20 protein-coding genes are annotated in these 19,023 nt (G+C 57.1%); 13 read left to right on the forward strand and 7 right to left on the reverse strand.

Translation table 11 applies throughout. The features are described 5' to 3' along the window. The first annotated feature begins 24 nt into the window (after positions 1 to 24). Positions 25 to 1,509 carry a cysteine--tRNA ligase gene (locus HY010_20520; protein MBI3478125.1) on the forward strand — a complete coding sequence of 495 codons (1,485 nt, stop codon included), beginning with the start codon at positions 25 to 27 and terminating at the stop codon, positions 1,507 to 1,509. A gap of 35 nt (positions 1,510 to 1,544) precedes the next feature. Here HY010_20520 and gatA read toward each other — a convergent pair whose 3' ends face one another. The 5 genes from gatA to HY010_20545 all read right to left on the reverse strand — a co-directional run bounded on the left by gatA (position 1,545) and on the right by HY010_20545 (position 4,687). Then, positions 1,545 to 2,984, reverse strand: coding sequence for an Asp-tRNA(Asn)/Glu-tRNA(Gln) amidotransferase subunit GatA (gene gatA, locus HY010_20525; GenBank protein ID MBI3478126.1), 1,440 nt, complete (start codon positions 2,982 to 2,984; stop codon positions 1,545 to 1,547). Further along, on the reverse strand, positions 2,985 to 3,407 hold the full coding sequence (locus tag HY010_20530; protein MBI3478127.1) for a cupin domain-containing protein: 423 nt from the start codon (positions 3,405 to 3,407) through the stop codon (positions 2,985 to 2,987). It abuts the gene before it with no gap. A gap of 6 nt (positions 3,408 to 3,413) precedes the next feature. Beyond that, complete coding sequence (gene gatC / locus HY010_20535; protein ID MBI3478128.1) at positions 3,414 to 3,752, reverse strand: Asp-tRNA(Asn)/Glu-tRNA(Gln) amidotransferase subunit GatC; 339 nt, start codon at positions 3,750 to 3,752, stop codon at positions 3,414 to 3,416. 90 nt (positions 3,753 to 3,842) lie between these two features. After that, entirely contained in the window at positions 3,843 to 4,121 is a 279-nt protein-coding gene (locus tag HY010_20540) for a DUF721 domain-containing protein (protein ID MBI3478129.1), read from the reverse strand. Between the two features lie 104 nt (positions 4,122 to 4,225). Next, a complete protein-coding gene (locus HY010_20545) occupies positions 4,226 to 4,687 on the reverse strand; it encodes an SET domain-containing protein-lysine N-methyltransferase (GenBank protein MBI3478130.1) in 462 nt (153 codons plus the stop codon). Between the two features lie 167 nt (positions 4,688 to 4,854). Here HY010_20545 and HY010_20550 point away from each other — a divergent pair, with 167 nt between their 5' ends. The 7 genes from HY010_20550 to HY010_20580 all read left to right on the forward strand — a co-directional run bounded on the left by HY010_20550 (position 4,855) and on the right by HY010_20580 (position 11,740). After that, entirely contained in the window at positions 4,855 to 5,235 is a 381-nt protein-coding gene (locus HY010_20550) for a sulfurtransferase (protein MBI3478131.1), read from the forward strand. A 201-nt stretch (positions 5,236 to 5,436) separates the two neighbouring features. Further along, positions 5,437 to 7,476 carry a heme lyase CcmF/NrfE family subunit gene (locus HY010_20555; protein ID MBI3478132.1) on the forward strand — a complete coding sequence of 680 codons (2,040 nt, stop codon included), beginning with the start codon at positions 5,437 to 5,439 and terminating at the stop codon, positions 7,474 to 7,476. Position 7,477: 1 nt separating this feature from the next. Beyond that, the gene (locus HY010_20560; protein MBI3478133.1) at positions 7,478 to 7,960 is read left to right on the forward strand and encodes a cytochrome c-type biogenesis protein CcmH; all 483 of its coding nucleotides are present in this window, start codon (positions 7,478 to 7,480) and stop codon (positions 7,958 to 7,960) included. Continuing rightward, a complete protein-coding gene (locus HY010_20565; GenBank protein ID MBI3478134.1) occupies positions 7,957 to 8,247 on the forward strand; it encodes a hypothetical protein in 291 nt (96 codons plus the stop codon). Before HY010_20560 ends, HY010_20565 begins: the two co-directional genes overlap by 4 nt. A 45-nt stretch (positions 8,248 to 8,292) precedes the next feature. Next, entirely contained in the window at positions 8,293 to 9,579 is a 1,287-nt protein-coding gene (locus HY010_20570) for a hypothetical protein (protein ID MBI3478135.1), read from the forward strand. 149 nt (positions 9,580 to 9,728) lie between these two features. Further along, positions 9,729 to 10,595, forward strand: coding sequence for a zinc metalloprotease HtpX (htpX, locus tag HY010_20575; GenBank protein MBI3478136.1), 867 nt, complete (start codon positions 9,729 to 9,731; stop codon positions 10,593 to 10,595). A 185-nt stretch (positions 10,596 to 10,780) separates the two neighbouring features. Further along, positions 10,781 to 11,740: a MoxR family ATPase gene (locus tag HY010_20580; GenBank protein MBI3478137.1), complete on the forward strand. Its 960-nt coding sequence runs from the start codon at positions 10,781 to 10,783 to the stop codon at positions 11,738 to 11,740. Between the two features lie 37 nt (positions 11,741 to 11,777). On the opposite strand, the gene HY010_20585 is transcribed toward HY010_20580, so the two are convergent. After that, on the reverse strand, positions 11,778 to 12,632 hold the full coding sequence (locus HY010_20585; GenBank protein MBI3478138.1) for a GAF domain-containing protein: 855 nt from the start codon (positions 12,630 to 12,632) through the stop codon (positions 11,778 to 11,780). Positions 12,633 to 12,762: 130 nt separating this feature from the next. On the opposite strand from HY010_20585, the gene HY010_20590 reads away from it, so the two are divergent. The 4 genes from HY010_20590 to HY010_20605 all read left to right on the forward strand — a co-directional run bounded on the left by HY010_20590 (position 12,763) and on the right by HY010_20605 (position 15,803). Next, on the forward strand, positions 12,763 to 13,245 hold the full coding sequence (locus tag HY010_20590) for a DUF4149 domain-containing protein (GenBank protein ID MBI3478139.1): 483 nt from the start codon (positions 12,763 to 12,765) through the stop codon (positions 13,243 to 13,245). A 147-nt stretch (positions 13,246 to 13,392) separates the two neighbouring features. Then, positions 13,393 to 14,478, forward strand: coding sequence for a redox-regulated ATPase YchF (gene ychF, locus HY010_20595; GenBank protein MBI3478140.1), 1,086 nt, complete (start codon positions 13,393 to 13,395; stop codon positions 14,476 to 14,478). Between the two features lie 117 nt (positions 14,479 to 14,595). After that, positions 14,596 to 15,327: a ZIP family metal transporter gene (locus HY010_20600; GenBank protein MBI3478141.1), complete on the forward strand. Its 732-nt coding sequence runs from the start codon at positions 14,596 to 14,598 to the stop codon at positions 15,325 to 15,327. Between the two features lie 110 nt (positions 15,328 to 15,437). Next, a complete protein-coding gene (locus HY010_20605) occupies positions 15,438 to 15,803 on the forward strand; it encodes a four helix bundle protein (GenBank protein ID MBI3478142.1) in 366 nt (121 codons plus the stop codon). Positions 15,804 to 15,858: 55 nt separating this feature from the next. Here the strand turns inward: HY010_20605 and HY010_20610 are convergent, their stop codons facing one another. After that, positions 15,859 to 17,079 carry a VWA domain-containing protein gene (locus HY010_20610; GenBank protein ID MBI3478143.1) on the reverse strand — a complete coding sequence of 407 codons (1,221 nt, stop codon included), beginning with the start codon at positions 17,077 to 17,079 and terminating at the stop codon, positions 15,859 to 15,861. Positions 17,080 to 17,233: 154 nt separating this feature from the next. Here HY010_20610 and HY010_20615 point away from each other — a divergent pair, with 154 nt between their 5' ends. Continuing rightward, positions 17,234 to 19,021: a SpoIVB peptidase S55 gene (locus HY010_20615; protein MBI3478144.1), complete on the forward strand. Its 1,788-nt coding sequence runs from the start codon at positions 17,234 to 17,236 to the stop codon at positions 19,019 to 19,021. The last annotated feature ends 2 nt before the right edge of the window (positions 19,022 to 19,023 follow it).

The following is a 19,023-nucleotide window of genomic DNA, read 5'->3' on the forward strand; positions in this document are numbered from 1 at the left end:
CATAACCTAACTGCGAAATCATCCATGGGACTGCACCTCTACAACACACTCTCCGCAAAGGTCGAAGAATTCCAGCCATTGCAGCCCAACCGGGTCCGCATGTATGCGTGCGGGCCGACGGTTTACGACTACGGTCACATCGGAAACTTCCGGACATTCATCGCTGTCGATCTGCTGTACCGTTTTCTGCGGCAGAGCGGGTATGACGTCCGCTACGTGATGAACATTACCGATGTTGATGACAAAATCATCCGCAACGCAGCGCGCGATGGCGTGACCGTGCAGCAGTACACGGCGAAATACGAGCAGGCTTTTCTGGAAGACTCCAATGTCCTGAATATCGAGCGACCGGTGCTGGTGCGAGCGACGGAGCACATTCCTCAGATGGCGGAGTTCATTGGGAAACTCGTCGAAAAAGGTATTGCCTATCGCACGGAAGACGGCTCTTACTATTTCCGGATCGCGAAGTTTCCCGAGTACGGAAAGTTGTCGAAAAAAGATTTTGCCGGGATGGAAGACGGCGCGCGCGTGGATGTCGACGAATACGAAAAAGACAGCGCCCGTGACTTCGCGCTATGGAAAGCTCCGAAACCCGGCGAGGCTTCGTGGGATACGGCGATCGGACCGGGACGTCCGGGGTGGCACATTGAATGTTCCGTGATGTCGATGGGCGAACTCGGGCCGAGTTTCGATCTGCACGCTGGCGGCGAAGACTTGATTTTTCCGCATCACGAAAATGAAATTGCTCAGTCCGAGGCGCTCACCTGCCAGCCGTTTGCGCGTTTCTGGTTTCATGCACGCTTCTTGCTCGTCGAAGGCGAGAAGATGTCGAAGAGCCTGGGAAACTTTTTCACAATTCGCGATCTTGTGCTCAAGGGACACAAGCCGTCTTCGATTCGATGGCTGCTCACGTCAGTTCCCTATCGCAACCAGCTGAACTTCACGTTCGAAGGACTGAAATCGGCGGCCAGTTCGGTCGAGAAGTTGCGCAATTTTCGATTTCGCCTGACCAGCGCTCCTCTTCAAGACGACGCGAATGCAGCAATGGCGCAACTCGCGAGTGAAACGGTCGAAAGAATCAAAGGCGCGCTGGACGATGATCTGAATACTGCGCAGGCACAGGCTGCAATTTTTGACATGGTTCGGAAGGCAAATGCTGCCCTCGAAGCGGGCGAGGTTCGTAAAAATGATGTTCCGCTATTGCTCGGGGCACTCGAGAAATTTGATGGCGTGTTCAGCGTCCTGCAAGATGATGACCAACAAAAAATGAGAGCCATCCTGGATTGGGCGAAGAGCGTGGGTCGAGAGCAGGAGGCGAGTCCCGAATTGCTCGCCATCGCCGGCTCCACGCAACTTTCAGACGATCAGGTCAATCAGAAGATCGCCGAAATGGAAGCCGCTCGCAAGAGCCGCAACTTCAAAGTCTCCGACACACTTCGGGCGGAACTGACGGCGGCCGGCATCATCGTCGAGAACACGAAAGAAGGCGTGCGGTGGAGGCGGAAATGATTTCTAGTTTCGCCGGGCGCTTCGCTACAGATCATTCATAACAGGCCGCGGGCTTGTTCGTACGCGTGAGCAACACGCAACAACGTCGCCTCGTCAAAGTGCTTCCCGAACAATTGCAATCCGATGGGCAGCTTTTCGCCACTCTCTCCGCACGGCACCGAAATCCCGGGAATCCCCGCAAGGTTCGCCGTCACCGTATAGATGTCGGCGAGATACATTGCCAGCGGATCATTCACTTTTTCTCCCAACCGAAACGCCGGCGTTGGACAGGTAGGCGCGGCAATCACGTCAACCTTCTTGAACGCCTCGTCGAAATCGTGAGTTATTAACGTGCGGACCTTCTGCGCCTTCAAGTAATAGGCATCGTAGTAGCCCGCGCTGAGGACGTATGTGCCCAGCATGATGCGGCGCTTCACTTCCATCCCGAATCCGCCGTCACGCGTCTGTCGATACATGTCGGAGAGCGTGCGAGCGTTGTGTGTTCGGAATCCATAGCGGACACCGTCGTAGCGTGCCAGGTTCGAGGACGCCTCCGCGGTCGCGACAATGTAATACGTGGGAACCGCGTATTCAGTGTGCGGCAACGAGATGGGGACAATCTCACATTCCATGTCCGCCAGCTTTTGAATCGCAGTCTCGACCGCAACGCGAACTTCGGGATCGAGTCCGTCGCCAAAATATTCCTTGGCAATTCCAACTTTCAGGCCTTTGACCGGCTTTTCCAGTTCCGCCACATAGTCAGGCACCGGTACGTCAGCGGACGTCGAATCCATGGGATCGCGCCCCGCGATGGTGCGCAAAACCAGCGCCGCTTCTTTCACGGTATTCGCGAAGGGCCCGATATGGTCGAGAGAAGAGGCGAATGCAATCAATCCGTAACGCGAAACGCGCCCGTAGGTTGGCTTGAGTCCGACGACTCCGCAAAAAGATGCGGGCTGCCGGATGGAGCCTCCGGTGTCGGAGCCGAGCGTGACCACGGCCATGCTTGCGGCAACGGCGGCGGCCGATCCTCCAGACGATCCTCCGGGCACGCGACTTTTATCACGCGGATTATGCACGGGATGATAGGCCGAATTTTCGTTGGACGATCCCATGGCGAACTCGTCGCAGTTGAGCTTGCCGAGCACGACCGCTCCCGCCGCTTCCATGCGAGCGACTGCCGTGCAGTCATAAGGGGGGATGAATTTTTCCAGGATCTTTGAGCCAGCCGTAGTGCGCACGTCGCGGGTGACCATCACATCTTTGATTGCGACGGGAACACCGGCGAGTGGCGGCAACGGATTCCCTGCTTCGGCGATGCGGTCGATCTTGGCGGCCCGGACATGCGCGCGCTCTTTTGAAAGCGTAAGGAAAGCGCCAATCTCGGGGTCTTCCTGCTTGATCCTTGTATAGAATTCCTCCGCCAAAGCGGTCGCAGTCGTACTGCGTTCCGCAATTGAGTTGCGGATACCATCAATGGTAAGGACGGTCGGCATCTACGCCTTTTCTCCGAGCGTGATGCCAAAGTACTGCGCCGGTCCGCTACCGATATTGCGGATACTGTGTTCCTCGTTGGACGCGATGAAAAACGCTGATCCGGGGCCAAGTGTGGCCGGCTTTCCCGCGATCGTCACTTCCAGAGTGCCGGAGCTGATCACGAACAGTTCTTCGCCCGCATGGCGATGCGGCGGATGCGGCATGGCGTTCGGTTCGAGAACTGTCTCATGGGCTTCCAGGTAGTCGCCCGTATGAGTACGGCCTTCGAGGATATCCCGGTACGCAGCTTCCTTTTCTTTCTGCACCGCCAAATCTTCGAAGCGATAGGTTTTCGACTTCAAGGATGGCAATTGCGATGCCCACGCCGATACCTGGCTTAGCAGTGCCAGCGACAGACAGGCTTTTCTTCGAGTCAATTCCATGTTGTCCTACCTCTCGATCACTTTAGGAACTTCAAAGAACGTGCCGTCGGTCTCGGGAGCGTTCTTCAAAGCGGTTTCATGCGGGAGTGAATCGCGCAGACCGTACCGGACGTCCTCGCGCATCGGGCTGCTGGGACGCTCGTGGCCGGCGTGGGTATCGTGCGGACCAACGCTGCTGGCAACCTGCGCCATGGGCGCGATCTCCTCCGTATTCAGTTCACTCAGACGGTCGATGTATTCCAGGATGGAGTTCAGATCGTGGAGCATCCGCGTACGTTCGTCGGCCGTGAGTTCCAGGTTGGCCAGATCAGCCACGTAGGCAACGTCTTTGTCGGTAACTTTCATTGTGACGTCTCTGATGCTGTCGTCATGGTATCTATTTTATCGATCTGTCATCCCGAGCGAAGCGAGGGATCTGCAGGTCAATGGGATTCTCTAACTCTTAACCACAAATTCAATCCGTCGCACAGGCGAAGCGGAATAGCGATTGACGACCGCAAGGTAGCGCGGGGCGAGCGACGACAATTCTTGACGCCATCCCCGGTCGGACACTTCTACGTAGAGAATTCCATCCGAAAATGCGATGGCTCGTGTCCGTTCGGCGACCGCACTGCCGCAAGCTACCGGCCACGCAAGCAATGGACTCTCTTGCGAGGGAGCCAAATGAAGGGCCTTGGCGACGATAGTTTCCAGGCGGTTTGCGGTGCGTTCCATGGAGTTTGCCTGCAATCACTCGGGATGAGAAGAGCAAATTGTAGCACTCGGCTGGAGCGGAAGAATTCGCTTCGCCGAGCATCGGAGCACCGCTATCCTGCTCTCTACAACGCGACAGCGGCCGCAGCCGCGGCTACCTTGGCGCGCTTCTTCGCGATCTTGCGCAGATGCGCCGCGGAGTACATGCTGCCCCGGCATCTTGGCATGCGGCAATAGCACGGAGCATCGTCTTCGCCGTCAAACAGGCAGTAGTCGTAGGTCAGCTCTTCTCCGGATTTGATGTCGCGCAGAGCGATGATCCAAACGTGTCCCGCAATGATGTCGGTCTCGCAATTGGGCTGACAGGAATGGTTGATAAACGCGGCGACTCCGTAGCCATCGACCACGTGTTTCCCGCTATCAAGGCCGAAAAGATACGTCATGGGCACGTCATCATAAAGATCGTCAGCCTGCTCGTTGCTCAAGCGTTCGCCGATGTACTCGACGACGAGAGTGCCTTTACGGATAGCAGCGGTCGTGTAGCAACCACAGGAATGAATGCGAGACTCACGAAGGATGAGGGCCATGGCGGACGTAACAATCTTTATCACAGTCCCACCGGGTTGAGGCAATAGGGAGTCTCCGATTTGGGTTATCCCGGATTCCGTTGCCTCAAGACTTCACAAGAAATCATTGCCGGGCGTACAGCCACTCAGGCTCCCTCGCTGCTAAGATGCGGAGGGAGGCCGCACTCATGGCACATCAACATCCCCCACGGTTCTTGAAGATTGTCGAAGACGCGAAGCAGCGCGTGCGCGAGACCAATGTCGACGAGATCAAAGCGCGCCTTGATCGCCACGACAAATTTGTTCTGGTTGACGTCCGGGAAGATCACGAATATGACAAGGATCATCTGCCTGGGGCGGTCCACCTGGGTAGAGGGATCATCGAACGCGACATCGAAGGCAAGTATCCGGATCTCGCGACCCCGCTGGTGCTCTATTGCGGCGGCGGTTTCCGCTCGGCGCTGGCCGCTGACAACCTGCAGAAAATGGGTTACACCAACGTCCTCTCGATGGACGGCGGAATCCGCGACTGGCGAGAGAAAGCGTTTCCACTCGAATCATCGAAGTAAGTCCGGCGCCGAGTTTTCTTCTGTAATCGCTGCGGCCTCTGTGGTTAAAGCGTGGACTTCCTAACCACAGAGGATTTGGAAGGTAACCGAGGAATACCCTCTCATGAATCGTCCAAAATCCTTTACAGCGATGCACTTCCGCGCTCCTGACCAATTGCGTTACGGTCGCTTATCTGAAAAAATACCCGTGGGTTCCCTCTAATGTCTCAGATTGGAAGCTTTGCGCTCCTGTTGGCGCTGGGGCTTAGTTCGTATTCATTCCTCGCCGGTCTTGTAGCTTTGTTTGGCCGCGACGCCGGATCGATGCGCCTGGGTGAAACCGCCCGCAGGGCTGGGATTGCCGCATTTGGCGCCGTCCTGCTGGCAGCGACTGTTCTGGTCACGGCCGCGTTTCGCGACGACTTCTCGATCGCCTACATTTTCCATCACAGCAATCGCGACCTCCCGGGCGCTTACAAGTTCGCCGTGCTCTGGTCTGGACAAGAAGGGTCGTTGCTGTTCTGGTCGCTGCTCTTAGCCGGATATGGATTCGTCCTGCGCCTGCGCTACAAGACCGACCAGCGTCTGTTCGCGCACGCCTCCGTCGTGATTGCGGCAGTGCAAGTCTTCTTCCTGCTGATTCTGAATTTCGCGGCGCACCCATTCGGCATTATCGAAGGCACTCTCCCGCAGGACGGCACTGGATTGAATCCCCTGCTGCAGTATCCGGAGATGGTGATCCATCCTCCCATGCTGTATCTCGGATACGTCGGATTCACGGTTCCCTTCGCGTTCGCGCTGGGTGCGCTGATCATGAAGTATCCCGGCGAAAAGTGGATTCAGATCACGCGCCGCTGGACCATGGTGACGTGGTGCTTCCTGACGATCGGAGTTTTTCTCGGCGCGCACTGGGCCTACGCCGTGCTTGGCTGGGGCGGTTACTGGGGATGGGATCCAGTGGAAAATGCCTCTCTCATGCCCTGGCTGACCGGCACCGCCTTTCTGCATTCGGTGATGATGCAGGAAAAACGCGGCATGCTGAAAGTCTGGAACATGTGGCTGATTTTCGGCACATTCCTGCTGTCGTTGCTCGGCACTTTCCTGACGCGCTCGGGCGTCATCAGTTCGGTGCATGCGTTCGCGCAGTCCTCGATCGGCGACTGGTTCATTGTCTTCATGGCCCTGACCCTCGCCACCTGCATGTTCTTTTTCGTGAAGAACAAGTCGCATTTGAAGAGCGAGCACAAACTGGAATCGCTGGTCTCGCGCGAATCAAGCTTTCTATTTAACAATCTGCTGTTGCTGGTGGCCTGCTTCACGGTGCTTTGGGGAACGTTTTTCCCGATCCTGTCGGAGTGGGTGCAAGGCCATAAAGTCACGGTCGGAGCGCCATTTTTCAATCGCGTCGCGGTTCCGGTGGCGTTGTTACTGTTGCTGCTGACTGCGGTCGGCCCTCTGCTGGCATGGCGCAAAACATCGGTCGACAGTCTCAAACGAAATTTTCTCCTTCCCGCGATTGGATCGGTGGCAGTCGGCGTCGCGATGATTATCTTCGGCGTTCGCCCCTGGGAAGATCCTTCCTTCTTCTACGCAACCATGGCGGCCGTGCTCTCGATGCTGGTGATCTTCACGGTCATCTCTGAGTTCATTCGCGGAGGAAGGGTCATCGCTGGCAAGAGCGATATGAATTTATTTTCCGCGATGGCTACTCTCTGGCATCGCAACACCCGCCGCTACGGCGGATATGTGGTGCATTTCGGCGTGGCACTGGTGGTGATCGGAATTCTCGGCACTCCCTTCAACAAGGAAGTCGAGAAGGAGATGGGATTCAACGACAAGATTTTAATCGGTCCTTACACGCTGGTCTGCCAGTCCTATACGCAGGACGACAATCCCAACTACGGGAATGAGTGGGCAATCATCAACGTGTTCCGCGGCGGCAAGCAGATCACGACCATGTATCCCGAGCGCCGCTTCTACAAATCCAGCGGACAGCCGCAGACCCTACCCAGAATTTATCCCAGCTTCAAGGAAGACTTCCTGCTGGTGACCGACCTGTACCTCGTCTATGAAGGCATCAACGAAACGACGGGGCGACCGATTATCAAAGCGCACGTCAACCCGATGGTGCCGTGGATCTGGACGGGATTGATCGTGATGGTGTTTGGGACAATCCTCGCGCTGGTGCCGAATGCGTCGACTGTGCGCGTGGCCGCGCCCGTTCCAGTACGATCGCCTGCGACGGTAGGAGCGGGTGACTGAGATGAAACCTTCATCACTCATTCGGCGAATCGCGCAACTTGCCGTTGTAACCCTGGCGATCTTTCTCTTTATGGGCGCCGGCGACGATGCCCGGTTCAACAAACTGGGCCACAGCATGATGTGCACATGCGGATGCGGACAGGTACTCCTCGAGTGCAACCACGTGGGCTGCCAGTCGTCGGACAAGATGCGCAACGAATTGCTGGCGGCGCTGGACCGCGGCGACAATAACGATCTGATCCTGCAAGGCTTCGTCCAGAACTACGGTCCGACGGTGATTGCCGCTCCGACCGCTACCGGATTCAATCAGGTTGCATGGATCATGCCCTTCGTCGCTTTAGCTTTGGGCATTACGTTTGTCGTCATGGTGGTGCGCGCGTGGAAGAACAAGCCTTCACCCGCGCTGGCCGATGGCATCGTGATTCCGCACGGCGGCGAGCTGGATGATTTCAAGCGCCGGGCTCGACAGGAGACCGACCTATGATTCTCTACGTCTGCGCTGCCGTCACCGCTGCCGCGATCTACTACGTATTTTTCTATCCGGGCGAAGTCTATGCCGGGCCGGAAAAGACGCGGCTCATCTACCTTCGCGAACGCAAAGAAGCGGTCTACGAAAACCTGCGCGACCTGAATTTTGAATTGAAGGCCGGCAAGATCCCTGACGCCGACTATCAATCGATGCGCGCTTCGCTCGAAGAAGAAGCAGCGGCGATCATGGCGGAGATCGCGCGGTTGGAACAAGCCTCGGCGGCGATGCCGTCTCATATCTAGATTTGAAGTATCCAGAATTGATGCACCGAATCGAAAGGAATGGACTTGACGAAATTCGCAAAGTCCCTCGTAGCTCTCGCGCTCCTGACAATCGCATCTCTCGCGGCCGCACAATCTTGGTCTGGCACGGTCACCAACGGCACCACCGGCAAGCCCGCGTCCGGCGACGAGGTAATCCTGATCAACCTCTCGAACGGCATGGAAGTGGCTGCCAAGACTAAGGCCGACAGCGCCGGGAAATTCAGTTTCAAGCTGACCGATAGCGGCGGACCGCACCTGATCCGCGCCATTCACCAGGACGTCACCTACCACCAGATGGCGCCTCCGGGTACGAACACGGTCGAAGTCCAGGTCTATGACGTGGCGCGCAAAATCGCCGACCTGAGCATGACCGCGGACGTACTGCGTTTCGAAGCCGAAGGCAACGAACTCCATGGCAAGCGTTTGTTTGCGGTCAATAACGGGTCGGTTCCGGCGAAGACGCAGATGAACGACCACAACTTTGAGTTCTTCCTGCCGGAGGGCGCGAAGATCGAGTCGGTGCAAGCAAAAGCTCCCAACGGACAGCCCATTGCCGCCGAAGCCACTCCGCAATCGGAGAAGAATCGCTACGCGATCGCCTTCCCTATCCGCCCCGGAGAAACACAGTTTCAGGTCGAGTACACGATGGCCTATTCGGGATCGCTCAAGGTCGATCCCAAGCCGCAATATCCGGCGCAGCACCTGGTGGTGGTGATTCCGAAATCGATGCAATTCACGGCCGCGAACCCGGCTCAATTCCAATCCATGCAAGATCCCAGCCAGGGGGACACGGTAGTACAGGTGGCGCAGCAAACGCAGCCTGGGCAGTCCCTGGGATTCACGGTCAGCGGGACGGGAACGATCTCTGAGTCGCCGGCGCAAACCGCTTCCGGGTCCGCACAGAGCCAAAGCCAGGGCGGAGGACGCGACAATCGGCCCGGCGGCGGACTTGGCGTGCCAATCGACGCGCCCGACGCGTTACAACAATATCGCTGGCCCATCCTGATCGGCTTCGCGCTGGCTCTGGCCGGCGGCGCATGGATGGTGATGAAGCGGCAGCCGGGAGCAGGCACGGCAACTCCAGCCTACGTCCCGGATCCGACCATGCCATCGCCAGTATCGGCGCCCACGCATTCCGTCGCGACCACCGCTCCTGCCGCGAAGTCCACCATGCTCCTCGAAGCGCTCAAGGAAGAAATGTTCCAGCTTGAACTGGAGCGGCGGCAAGGGAAAGTCACACCTGCCGAATACGAGAAAGCTAAAGCGGCGCTGGATCAAACGCTCGACCGCGCCGTGAAGCGGCAGAGCTAGAGAACAGGGCAGAGTTCTGAGGTCGGATTGCAGAGGTGACGCGCCGCCAGCGCTGTAAGCACTCACGTCTGCAATCCCTATGATCCCCCGAACCGCCGCTCAATCCAAAGGCAGCCCGCCCGCATCTAATACAGCAAGAGGCTTCGTCTATGGGTAACACCTTTAAAACCGCATTTCTTTTGACCGCAATGACGCTGTTGCTGATGTTTGCGGGCCGTGCTTTTGGCGGCCAACGCGGCATGCTGATGGCGCTGATCTTTGCCGCCGTCATGAATTTTGTTTCGTACTTCTTCTCCGACAAGATTGCACTGGCGATGTACCGGGCGCAGCCGATCTCGCGCGAGCAATTGCCACGCGTCTACAACATTGTGGAACGGCTGGCGCAAAAAGTCGGCTTGCCGATGCCCAAGGTCTACTTGATCCCGAACGATTCTCCGAACGCTTTCGCCACGGGACGCAATCCGAATCATGCGTCGGTCGCGGTCACGCAAGGAATCCTCGGATTGCTCAGCGATGACGAACTGGAAGGCGTCCTGGCACACGAACTGGGGCACGTTCGGAATCGTGACATCCTGATCAGTTCGGTCGCCGCCACCATCGCGGGCGCAATCACCTACCTTGCCCACATCGCGCAGTGGGGAATGATTTTTGGCGGTTACGGCGGGGATCGCAACGAACGCCGCGGAGGTGGAGGCCTGGCCGGGCTATTGATGATCTTCCTGGCTCCGCTCGCTGCCAGCCTGATTCAGCTCGCCGTCTCACGCTCGCGTGAGTATTCCGCTGACGAGACTGGTGCGCATTGGACGGGCAATCCGTACGCTCTGGCGAGCGCCCTGGCCAAGATCGACGCCTACTCTCGCCGCATGCCGCTGACAGCGACCGCGTCGACCGCGCACCTGTTCATCATCGCCCCATTCCTGGGTGGAGTGAATTTTGGCAGCCTGTTCTCGACCCATCCTCCGACCGCCAAGCGCATCGAGCGGCTGACGGGGCGGCCAGCGGAATTTACTCAGTAAGAGTTCTCAGTTCCCAGTTCCCAGTTCTCGGTTCTCGGTTCTCAGTGAAAACCACTCTACGGTGGGTCTCGTCGAAGCCGCCGGCAGAGGGCCTTTACTGAGAACCGAGAACCGGGGACCGAGAACTGGTTCTAATGACATTGGTAACCGCGCCTTCCCTCACCCTCATAGTAAAATCAGCCTCAATGGCTCCCCAAACAATGGTAGCGACATCCCGCCGCGCGGCGGATCTGGAACGTGCTTTGCGCAGCGTGATTCGCGGGCAGGACGAGGTTCTCCGCCTGGCCCTGGTCTCGATTTTCGCCAAGGGTCATCTGCTCATTGAAGGGGCTCCGGGAGTTGGCAAGACCACGCTCGGACAGTCGCTTGCACGGGCCATTGATTGCACTTTTCAGCGCGTCCAGTTCACCAGCGATATGTTGCCGTCCGACGTGCTGGGGATTTCGATTTACTCTGCGATCGAACAGAAATTCGAATTCAAACGCGGGCCAGTTTTTGCCAACGTGCTGCTGGCCGATGAAATCAATCGCACCACGCCCAAGACGCAGTCTGCACTGCTCGAAGCGATGAACGAAGGGCAAGTTACGATGGACGCTTTTTCGTATCCCCTGCCCCAACCGTTTCTCGTGATCGCGACGCAGAATCCGATCGAGCACCACGGGACTTATCCCCTGCCGGAATCGCAACTCGACCGTTTTCTGATGCGGGTGCGCATGGGATATCCCGAGGGCGACACCGAGCGCGAAATCCTGCGCTCCGAGGCGGGCACATCAAAACTCGAACAATTGCGCCCCGTGCTCAATGCAGCCGACGTGCTTGAGATTCAGCAGGCCGTCCGTCAAGTACACGTGGACGAAGCGCTCATCACGTATGCGCTCGCGATCGTGCGCAAGACGCGCGAGTCCGATCATCTTTCATTGGGCGTATCGCCGCGCGGATCGCAGATGTTCTACCACGCCGCCCAGGCGATGGCCTTCCTCGACGGCCGCGATTACTGCACTCCAGAAGACTTCAAGCCGCTCGCAGTCGCGATCCTGGCCCACCGCGTGGTGGTCAGTTCTCTCTATGCTTCGACACTGAAGAAGTCAGAACAGGCCGAGCAGGTCATCCGCGAGATTGTGGAGAGCGTGCCGGTGCCGGTGTAGTAGAACAGTGGTTAGTGGTTAGTGCGACGCATCCGCTTTACTCCCCGACGGCGATCTTCTCGGCACCCGGCTGCAGACTCGACAGCCTCGAAATTGCCGCCACCATCATCCCGGAAAGAAATTGCATGGTTGCGACGTCGTTCTGATCGAACGCGTTCGGCATCGATGAGAGCACTTCGAATACGCCGAGCGTCCGCCGGTAGTGGCGAAGAGGTGCAACTAGGATGGAACGCACGCCGAGATGACGGCAGGTGGCGAGATCCACTCTCGGGTTAAATTCCGTATCGGGGCACAACATTACTTCGCCGGTACGCACGCATTCAGCCGACAGTCCGCGATCAGTTTGCAGGCGGCATCCGATATCCGGAGCGGTGCGGCCGGTGCGGGCGCGGCAGATGATTTCGTTGCCTCGGCGCAAGGCGATCGCAGCGCCGGAAGCGCCGGTCATGGCCTGGGCTTTTTCCGCGATGACGCTGATGCCGGGCTCAAGATCGAGTTCGCCGGGATCGATCCGCGGATGATGATCGGAGATTCCCGCAAAGCGATGCACCGCCGCCGGTCCGGGCATGCGAAGCCGCATATGGTGCCGATTGGAGAGTCCGACGGTCAGCGATTCCACTTCATCGCCGATTGGAACCTCGACTGGGACTTGCGGCACGGTGTACAGCAGAGAGCGCACCAACCGGTCCAGTTCAGCGTCCGCGATCAGATGGGCGGTTTGCTGGCCGCGCATCGATCCACCCAGGACGCGCGAGAGACTGAGAACCGCGGCGCTTCCACAGGCCAGACATCGAGGCGTGTTGTTCTCGCTGAGGAGTTCGCACTCCACACAAAAGACAGCGAGCTTCAAATTTACAAAGTTCACATCTGCGGGAGCCAGCGAACCTGTCATTCGAGCTTTCTTCCTCCCTGCGTGTCTGGGGGATGAACGAAAATAAATTCCAATGCTGTGTGGTGTAAGTGACCGCGCTGGTTCGCCCTGTGGATAAGCGGTCTCGGGCGTGGCCCTATAATCAGGACCTATGGTTTTCCTGCGTTTTTTGATGATGCTGGCTCTCGTCGTATGGCTGGGCGGGCTTATTTTCTTCGCATTTGTGGTTGCGCCCACGGTATTTTCTCCAGGACTTCTGCCTACACGGCATCTCGCCGGTGAAATTGTCGGCCGTTCCCTCGGCGCGTTGCACTGGATGGGCATCATTTCCGGAATTGTTTTTCTGATCGCTTCGGCGATCTACAACCGGATGACCGAGGGGCATACAAGGCTACTCGCAGGACGTCACGTGCTGATCGTAACGATGTTGTTGCTCACGATGATTTCGCAATTTGCGATCACTCCCAAGATGCTTGCTCTGAGGGAGCAGGCCGTGGTGATCGACAACCTCCCGGTGGACAGCCCGCTGCGCTTGGAGTTTAACCGCCTGCACATCTGGTCAGAGAAATTCGAAGAAGGAATATTTCTCCTGGGTTTGGGCGCGTTGTTCCTGACCGCGAAGAAATTGCAGTAGGCTCTTCGTGTTCCTTGCGGCGAAGGTCCCAAAGAAAATCCTGAGTGAATTGGCCTTCCTCGTGACTGCAACCTCAGCTTGCCGCGGCAATGATTTATTCTGATATGTACCCTGAGACCTAAGACCTAACACCTGAGACCTGATTTCATGAAAACTGGCATTATCGGCCTGCCACAGGTAGGCAAAACATCTTTGTTTCGCATTCTTACCAAGGCGAACCTCTCCGAGCAAGCCTACTCGAACCCGCGCGAAGCGCATGTCGGCGTCGCTAAAGTTCCCGACGAGCGCCTCGACAAACTGGCCGCACTCTACAACCCCAAGAAGCTGACACACGCGGCCGTGGAATATGTGGACGTAGGCGCGGTCGGGCAGGACGCTTTGAAAGAGACGTCCTATATCACACACCTGCGCAGCGTCGATGCGCTCATCCATGTGCTACGGGCATTCGAGGACGACACGATTCCTCACGTCGGCGGCATCGACCCGCTGCGTGACATCAAGAATGTTGAATTCGATCTGATGGTGAGCGATCTGGGTCAGATTGAAAAACGGCTCGAACGCCTGGAAAAAGATTTGAAGAAGATGAAGACTCCCGAGCTCGAACGGGAAAACGAGTTGCTGATCAAAGCCAAGGCCCATCTCGAGACGGAAAAGCCGCTGCGCGAAATGGAGATGACCGGCGAAGACAAGAAGCGCATCCGTGGATTCATGTTCCTGAGCGAGAAGCCCATCCTTTACGTGCTCAATATCGGCGAGAGCACCCATCTCGGCACGGATCTGGAAGCGGCGGTGGCTAAGTTCAAGTTGAGTGAAGTCGCAGCGAGGCCCAATGCCGGAGGCACGGCAATCTGCGGCAAAGTTGAGGCCGAACTGTCGGAGATGTCCGATGAAGACGCGGCAGAATTTCTTGGCAGCTACGGTCTGACGGAAAGCGGCCTGTCGCGCCTGATCCGGACCAGCTATCACCTGCTCGGCCTGATGTCATTTTTCACCGCCGGAGAAGACGAGTGCCGCGCCTGGACGATCCCGATCAACACGCGTGCGCAAAACGCCGCCGGAGCAATTCACTCCGACCTGGAGAAACACTTCATCCGAGCCGAGACCATCCGCTGGGATCAGTTACTGGAAGCGGGTTCGGAAGCCAACGCCCGCGCCAAGGGAACGTTGCGGCTCGAAGGCAAGGATTACATCGTGAAGGATGGCGACGTGATGCACATCCGGCACAGCGGCTGAGTAGCGAGTTCCCAGTTCCCGATTCTCAATTCTCAGTTCTTGGTCATGTGGGAATGGCTGGCAGCGGCCCACCACAATTGGAATCCTCGCCTACACCTGTTAGGCTTGCCAATCCGCATGCATCCGATTACCACCAGTTTGTTGCTGGGCATGACCGCGGCGATGGCCAATGTGTTTGGCGGGACTATCATTGTCCAGCGCAATTGGGAGCGGCGGTATCTGAAATATTTTATCGCTCTGGGCGCCGGATTCATGCTGGCAACGGCGCTGCTGGAAGTGGTCCCGGCGAGCCTGGAATTGCGTGGCAGGTCCGGAGCGCTGCTCATCCTGGCTGGATATCTGATCATTCATTTTTTCGAGCACACGCTCTCGCCGCACTTTCATTTTGGAGAAGAAGTTCACAGCGACGAATTTGTGCATGCGCATAAGAGCTATTCCGTGCTGGTAGGACTGACCATTCACACATTCTTTGACGGAATCGCAATCGCGTCCGGCTTCCTCGTTTCCAATTGGCTGGGCTGGATCATCTTCCTCGCGGTCTTCCTGCACAAGATTCCGGAAGGCTTCACGGTCGCGTCCGTAATGCTGGCCAGTGGACGAAGCCGCGCCACAGCCTGGTGGGCCTCCGCACTTCTGGGCGCCGCGACTATGGCCGGAGTTTTCGTAATGGCCATCTTTCGACATCAGGTCAGCGCAGGACTTCCACTCGCTGCTGGCGTCACAATCTACGTCGCCGCGTCGGACTTGATTCCAGAGGTAAACAAAGAGCCGGGAGTGAAGATGGCTCTGGTCGTGTTCTTAGGCGTAGGGATGATGTTTCTGCTGGATTACTTTTTCCACGTTCACTAAGTAGTTCTCAGTTCCCGATTCTCAGTTCTCAGTAAAACCGAACATTTTCGATGTGCGCAGGTCACAGCGTGCCGCGCCCAAAAAAGCCATCGTTACAGTTCGGAGGCAACATGGGGCGGTCTTATCGCGACCTGATCGCTTGGCAGAAAGCAATGAAGCTTGTAACGGGAATTTATTCTTCGACCCACCGTTTTCCGAGCGAAGAGCGGTTCGGGATTACAAATCAACTAAGGCGCGCAGCGGTTTCTGTACCCAGCAACATCGCGGAAGGGCAGGCTCGATTTTCGCAGAAGGAATTTCACCACTTCCTCAGTCAAGCGCGTGGTTCGCTGGTGGAAATTGAAACGCAACTGATGATTGCGAGAGACCTGAAGTACCTTCATCCCGGCAAAACGGAAGCTCTGCTTGCCTTAACCGAAGAACTCGGCAAAATCCTGAACGGACTGATCGCCTCCATCAAGAACCGGGCCGCCTGAACGCCGCAAGGTTTCCACTGAGAACTGAGAACCGGGAACTGAGAACTGCTTCTAGCTATTCCACCTGATGTTTCGCCGTGTACCCTTCCCGGGTGTAGACGATTGTTTTTACATCTTTGCCCTTCTGATCGCGCACTTTGAGCGGGCCGCCGTCGGGTGCTTGCAACTCGACTTTTATTTTTCGATACGTGCCGTCGAGTTTGGTGTTGCTGGGATGGTAGGTAATCGAGTACTGGTTGCGGAGATCGGCGGCGATGTCGTGAAAGATCCCGGGCAGTTCTCCTTCAAAGCGCGGGAAGTAAGCGTGCCCGCCGGTTAGGCTGGCAAACGTTCGCATCTCGTTGTCACCCTGCAGGTAGTCCATGTTGTCGGTCGGGATGCCCATACCGTGCTCGAAGCGGCAGCCATGGGTTTCGCAGTAGTTGCGCACTGCGAATCCAACGCTGATCGGATAGATCGAAGTATCCTTGGTGGCCTTAACTTTCTTGAGAATCTTGTCGAGCGTGAGCTTGCTGAAAGAGTCGATCCCAGTGGTGACCAGGATGATGTACTTCTTGCCCTCAATGCGATCCAGCCGGTCCAGCGTGTCGAACACGGCGTCGAAAAGGTTCGTCTCCGCGAAGCCGGGGATGCGCAGCTGGTTCAACGCTCCGTATACGGCACGCTTGTCCTGGGTAAAGTCCGCCAGAATGTAGGGCTTCATATCGTAAGAAATGACGGCGATCCAGTCGTCTTTCTTGAGCGTGTTCGCGAACGCGTACGACGCATTCAGGGCGTCGTACATGAAGCGATAATTGGTAGAGGCGAACTCCACCAACAATACTGCCGTAATCGGCTTGTCGCCGTTCTGGGAGAAGTTGGCAACTTTCTGCTCGACGCCGTCTTCGAAAATCTTGAAATTGTCTTTTCCGAGGCCAGGGACGAATTGTCCATCCTTGGTTGTCACTAAAACGTCAAGTCCGACCAGCGGCACGTCGACTTTGATCGAGTAGTCGGGCATACCCTCGATCTTCTTCGGCTTCTCGGGCGGAGGTTCCGGCGGCTGTTCCTTCTTTTTCGGAATCGCGTACGGCCCCACGTCCGTTCCCGGACCACCCGCTGCAGGAGGAGTGTCCTGCTTGTTGGGATTGGCTGGAGCGGGCGGCTGTTGCGACGTGTCCTGGGCGAAGACAGCCCGTGTAGCGACAGCCAAAAACAAACAAATCACCAATATTGTCAACAGTTTACGAAGCGCGGGGGCAGCGCATTTCAACCCCTGATGTGTGCCTGAAGGCATGGAAATCCTCGAAAAAAGCCTGTGCTAGTATAGATGCAAGAACTCCGCAGTTGGGATATTTTGCGGCCTAACAAGACCTCCTCTGCTGGCGAAACAACTGACAAGACGCGGAGTCTAATGAAGTAGGCAGGCTTGAGTGCCTCCGGGGAAATCCATGGGGAAAGTTGTACGCGCAGTCGCCGCCCTCCTGTGTCTGACCTGTTCCGCTTGGCTCACAGCACAAAACAAAACCGCCATCATGCCACTCGACCAGATTCACGAAGGCATGCGCGGCACTGCGTACACCGTCTTTCAGGGGACTAAACCGGAAGCGATGGAAGTGGAAGTCCTGGGCGTGTTGCGAAATACGAACGGCGCCAAAGGCGACATCATTCTGGTGCGCTTGCATGGAACCAAAGCAGAATACACAGGCGTCGTGGCGGGCATGAGTGGCAGTCCAGTCTATTTCGACGGCAAGCTTGCGGGAGCGCTCGCGTTTCGTATCGGAGAATTTTCCAAGGAGCCAATCGGCGGAGTCACGCCGATCGAACGGATGCTTGAGATTGATGCGGCCGACCAGCGTCCGGCTCCTGGCACCACAGCCACCAGTTCGAACCAGCCGAGCACAACGACTCGCACTGCCAGTCCGGGCGATAACGCAGCGTCGCCGGTTACGAATTTCAACAACTATCTGAAACCAATTGAGACTCCGCTGGTGTTTTCCGGATTCTCCGAAGAGACGCTGCGTCTCTATGGGCCGCAATTCGCTGCAGCAGGAATCGTGCCGGTGATGGGAGTAGGTTCATCAAGCGATCGCAAGCAGCCGGAACCAATCGAGCCCGGATCAGCCGTAAGCGCCGTCCTGGTGCGTGGCGATATGGACATTGCGGCCACCTGCACGGTGACGTACATCGATCCGCAGCGCCTGCTCGCCTGTGGGCATCCATTGTTGCAGTTTGGGCGAGTGGATTTGCCCATGACCAAGGCAACTGTGGTTGCCACGTTGGCCTCTCCGCTCAACGCGTTCAAGATTGTTAACACTACCGAAACCATCGGATCATTTGTGCAGGACCGGCATAACGGAATCCTCGGCCAGATGGGCAAAGACGCCAAGATGATTCCGGTCTCGGTGACCGTGCGGTCAGGATCGGCAACCAAGGAATTCCGTTACGAGATCCTCAACAACGCGCGCCTTAGCCCTGTGGCCATGACTGCAACCGTGTTTAATGCATTGCACGGAACCAACGATTACGGCGACGACATCACGTACCGGATGAACGGTTCTCTGAGCGTGAAAGGATATCCTGAGGTCGCTCTGAAAAACATGTTTGCCCCGGTGGACGGCGGAATGCCGGCAGCCGCGCTCGCCGCAGGCACAATTGGCGACCGATTCGGACGCATCTACGACAATCCCTACGACGCTCCAGAAATTCAAGGCGTGAAATTGGAGTTCGACCTTGTGCGCGAGCGGCGCTCCGCAAGACTGGAAGCTTCGCGCGCCGACGCAACGGAAGCCCGCCCGGGAGACCAGATCATGGTGGAGACGGTGCTTCGCCCATATCGAGGTGAGCGGATCGTGCGCCAGATTCCTGTAAAGATTCCCACGTCTGCTTCGAAGGGAATGCTGCGCATCCTGGTAAGCGATGGAGACACTCTCGACCGCATGCGTCGCGGGATGCCACTGGCGAATCGCAAGCTAGGGTTGGCCTCGACAATTGCACTATTGAATAAGGAACACGCCAACAACCGCGTGTACGTTTCGCTATTTGAGTCCGATCCCGAAGCCATGATTGGCGACAAGGTAATGCCGACCCTGCCGCTCTCCGTCATGAACGTCATGGACAACATGCGCGGCACACAGGAGATGGTCGTGCTGAACGAATCGTCGGTGAATGAAGCGTCGACTGAACCGCTCGACTACGTGGTGGCCGGCGCGCAGATGCTGACCGTGAACATCAAGTAATG

Source organism: Acidobacteriota bacterium, assembly GCA_016196065.1.
Taxonomy (GTDB): Bacteria; Acidobacteriota; Terriglobia; order Terriglobales; family Acidobacteriaceae; genus Acidiflorens.